The organism is Halomonas sp., assembly GCF_041689495.1.
GTDB lineage: Bacteria > Pseudomonadota > Gammaproteobacteria > Pseudomonadales > Halomonadaceae > Halomonas.
Genome location: NZ_JBDNGD010000012.1, coordinates 1 through 3,735, shown reverse-complemented (window position 1 = coordinate 3,735; position 3,735 = coordinate 1). Strand labels below are relative to the sequence as shown.

5 protein-coding genes and 1 pseudogene are annotated in these 3,735 nt (G+C 65.0%); 3 read left to right on the top strand and 3 right to left on the bottom strand.

Annotation, left to right across the window (positions count from 1 at the left end):
• On the bottom strand, nt 1-741 hold a 741-nt coding region (locus tag ACESMD_RS00435), incomplete at its 3' end, for an LPS-assembly protein LptD (RefSeq protein ID WP_372609331.1).
• Between the two features lie 155 nt (nt 742-896).
• Between ACESMD_RS00435 and ACESMD_RS00430 the strand changes: the two genes are divergently transcribed.
• The 3 genes from ACESMD_RS00430 (at nt 897) to ACESMD_RS00420 (ending at nt 3,120) form a co-directional block, all read left to right on the top strand.
• Nucleotides 897-1,937, top strand: a complete 1,041-nt coding sequence (locus tag ACESMD_RS00430; protein ID WP_372609330.1) for an aminoglycoside phosphotransferase family protein — start codon at nt 897-899, stop codon at nt 1,935-1,937.
• On the top strand, nt 1,934-2,602 hold the full coding sequence (gene murU, locus ACESMD_RS00425) for an N-acetylmuramate alpha-1-phosphate uridylyltransferase MurU (protein ID WP_372609329.1): 669 nt from the start codon (nt 1,934-1,936) through the stop codon (nt 2,600-2,602). The genes ACESMD_RS00430 and murU overlap by 4 nt, the downstream gene beginning before the upstream one ends.
• A gap of 98 nt (nt 2,603-2,700) precedes the next feature.
• Complete coding sequence (locus ACESMD_RS00420) at nt 2,701-3,120, top strand: OsmC family protein (protein WP_372609328.1); 420 nt, start codon at nt 2,701-2,703, stop codon at nt 3,118-3,120.
• A 95-nt stretch (nt 3,121-3,215) separates the two neighbouring features.
• Here ACESMD_RS00420 and ACESMD_RS00415 read toward each other — a convergent pair whose 3' ends face one another.
• The gene (locus tag ACESMD_RS00415; RefSeq protein ID WP_372609327.1) at nt 3,216-3,557 is read right to left on the bottom strand and encodes a histidine triad nucleotide-binding protein; all 342 of its coding nucleotides are present in this window, start codon (nt 3,555-3,557) and stop codon (nt 3,216-3,218) included.
• A gap of 83 nt (nt 3,558-3,640) precedes the next feature.
• Nucleotides 3,641-3,735 (bottom strand): annotated as a pseudogene (locus ACESMD_RS00410) (phosphoribulokinase); the annotation flags it as partial.

Below are 3,735 nucleotides of genomic sequence, written 5' to 3'. Positions count from 1 at the left end.
GGAGAGACCCAGCAGCGGCCACAGGAAGCCGGTCTGGCGGCGCTCGTCGAGGGGAAAGCGCAACCAGGGCCAGTAGAAGACCGGCACCTTGCCCACCTCTAGCCGGGCATGCTTCGCGGTGCCGACGCCGCGCTCGCGATCGAGCAGGATATCGTTGCCCACCAGGCGCCACACGTCGCTGCCCGGCTCGCAGGTGGTGAAGCTCGCCTCGGTGAGACGATAGCGGCCATCCTCGAGGCGAGCCAGGCGAACGGCGTCACCACGCAGGCGCTGTTCGTGGGCCACATAGTGGGCCGTGTCAATGCTCGCGGCGTCGCTGTTCAGGGAGATCTCGGCAGACGTGCCACGCACCAGCAGGCCGCGGTCGCGCAGCGTCATAGGGCCCTCGGCATAGGCCGTCTCGCGGCTACTAGGCACCCGCACTCGTGGTGCCTCGAGCTGGGCGTCGCCGCGACGCAGCAGCACCTCACCGCCAAGCAGGGTCTCCCCGTCCTCACCGTAATCGGCGTTGTCGGACTCGCTCGCAACCTTCTCGCCGGGCGGCGGCGGCAGACGGTAGTCCGGCATCACGTAGCGGCCGCGGCACAGCTCGCCGGCGGGACGCGCATCGCCCCAGGGCTGCCAGTCCAGCTGGTCCGCCGGCAGCGAGTCGGGAGGCGCCGCCGAGAGTGGCCCGCTCGCCAGGCCGGCGCCAGCCAGGCCTGCCAGGGCCGTCCATGTCCACGAGAATCGCTTGCCCATCTTTCTCGATGTCCTCGGCGAAGGGAAAAACGTTAGTATACAGGGGTATCGGGCCGTGTTGCCGACACGTCGGCCATGAAGTGGGTTTAGCATGCGGCGAAGCCCGGTAACCGTCAACCAGCCATGCCCCATCCCATCAGCCAGCAGGAGCAGGAATGACCGAGGCCACTCCCCAAGAGCGAACCGACAGATTACGCCACTGGGCCGCCGCCAACCATGGCCTGCCGGAAGACAGCCTGGATCTGCATCTCGCCGCGGGTGACGCCAGCTTCCGCCGCTACTTCCGCCTCCGTCTCCCGGACGACACCAGCCGAATAGTGATGGATGCACCGCCGCGACAGGAGGACAGCCGACCCTTCGTGACCATTGCACAAGCCTGGCGGGCCGCCGGCCTTCCGGTCCCCGGGCTGCATGCCGTGGACCTCGCGGCGGGCTTCCTCGAACTCGACGACCTGGGAGACACTCCGCTGCAGGCCTGCTTTCGCGGCAATGACCATCCCGAGACCCTGGCCTGGCATGAGCGTGCCATCGATCTGCTGCACCGGCTCCAGAACCGCGCCATCCCAGCTTCACTGCCTGCCTATGATGCCACCCTGCTTGGACGCGAGCTGGACCTCTTCCCCGACTGGTGTCTGGGTGAATGGCTGGGCATCGCAGTCCCCGAAGGCTGGATGGCCCTGAGGGAGGCACTGATCGCCTCGGCGCTTGGCCAGCCGGTAGTTGCCGTACATCGGGACTTCGACGCCATGAACCTGATGATCCAGAACGACAGACTCTATCTGATCGACTTTCAGGACGCCGTGGCCGGTCCCATCAGCTATGACCTGATTTCCCTGTTGCGCGGGCGCTACTGCCGATTCCCGCCGGCACGCTTCGCCGCCTGGGTCGAGGACTTCCGGCGACGCGCCACCGCGGACTGCCGCCTGCCCCGCAGCCTTCCCGAGACGACCTTTCTTCGTCAGGTCAACGCCATGGCCGCCCAGCGCGCCCTCAAGGTCCTGGGCATCTTCTGCCGCCTGACGCTACGCGACGCACGCCAAGGCTACCTGGAACGGCTGCCGCATTTTCTCGATCACCTCGAGGACAGCCTCGCGGCCCTTCCCGAACATGAAGACATCACCGCCTGGCTCGCCGCAGAGTTCCGCCCTGCGCTGTTCCGCCGACTGGATGCCCTGTCGCGTGGGAGAGAGACATGAAGGCCATGATCCTGGCCGCCGGGTTCGGCACCCGCATGCGCCCACTGACCGACCACTGCCCCAAACCGCTGCTGCCTGCCGGGGGTAAGCCTTTGATCGTGCATCATCTGGAGCGACTCTCCGCGGCGGGCATCACCGAGGTCGTGATCAATGTCAGCTACCGTGCCGATCAGGTCATCAAGGCCCTGGGTGACGGCGGTAGCCTGGGTGTCTCCATTGCCTGGAGCCGCGAGGAGTCCCCTCTGGAAACCGGTGGCGGCATTCATCATGCCCTACCGCTGCTGGGGGAATCCCCGTTCCTGCTGATCAATGGGGATATCTGGTGCGACCTGAACCCGGCCGATCTGCCGACACTGGACAAAGATCTCGCCCATCTGGTGCTGGTCGACAACCCGGACCATCATCCACGTGGAGACTTCCACCTGGACAAACAGGGCCGTATCGATGAGCGCGGTGAACCACGACTGACCTTTGCCGGCATCAGCCTCATCGACCCGAGGCTGGTGGCCGACCAGGCCCCCGGGAGCTTCGCCCTCGCCCCCTTGTTGCGACGCGCCATGGCGGCCGGACGGGTTGGCGGTCAACGTCATGACGGATGCTGGGTGGACGTGGGTACGCCAGAGCGCCTCGCCGAACTGGACCGATGGCTGCGCACCCGAGACTGAGTCGCGAGCCACCAGCTGCTATGCTGCCGGGCTGAGATCGCGGCATGTCCAGCTCAAACACGACATCGCCCAATGAACGACAGGAAGGAGGCCGACAGATGAAAGCCAATATCAAGTGGACCGAGGGTCGGCAGTTCGTCGCCGAATCCGGGAGCGGACACAGCGTGGTCATCGATGGCCCTCCCGACCATGGCGGACGCAATACGGGGCCGCGTCCCATGGAAATGATGCTGATGGGGCTGGGCGCCTGCACGTCCTTCGATGTCCTGGAGATCCTCGAGAAATCACGGGCACCGGTATCCGACTGTGTGGCAACCCTCGAGGCCGAGCGTGCCGACACGGTGCCGAGCGTCTTCACCCGCATCCATGTGCACTTCACCGTGAGTGGCCGGGGGCTGAAGGAAGCCCAGGTCAAGCGTGCCGTGGAACTCTCCGCCGAGAAGTATTGCAGCGCCTCCATCATGCTGGGCAAGGGCGGAGTGGAGATCAGCCACTCCTTCACCATCATCGAGGCATAAGGGGTAATCCATCATTGGGGATCTGAGTAAGGACGGGGATGCACCTGATGCGTCGAATCGCCTGAGTGGCTACGGCATTTCACACGCAGCGCCGGCTAACCAGCCGGCCAAGTGAAGCGTCGACCGCCCATCAGGTGCATATGAATATGATAGACCGTCTGGCCGGCCGCTTCGTTGCAGTTCATCACCACACGGTAGCCCTCCTCGGCGAATCCCAACTCGGCGGCCAACCGCGCGGCGGTATGTTGGAGGCAACCGACAAGGGGCAAGTCGCCCTCCACGATATCATTCAGGGTCGCGATGTGTTTCTTGGGAACGATCAGGATATGGGTCGGTGCCTGGGGGTTGATGTCATTGAAGGCCAGCACCTCGTCATCCTCGAAGACGATGTCGCCGGGAATCTCGTGATTGATGATCTTGCAGAACAGACAGTCCATGGGCGTTGACTCCGCTCGTTGCGTGAATTCAGGGGTCAGGAAACCGGCAGGCGACGGTCATGGCCGCTATTCCCGCCGACGAGTCAGCGGAAGCGCCGCTGGCTCAACAGGTGGCGGACCAGAGGGCCGAGGATCAGTTCCATGGCCAGGGAGAGCCGTGACCCCGGCACCACCAGGG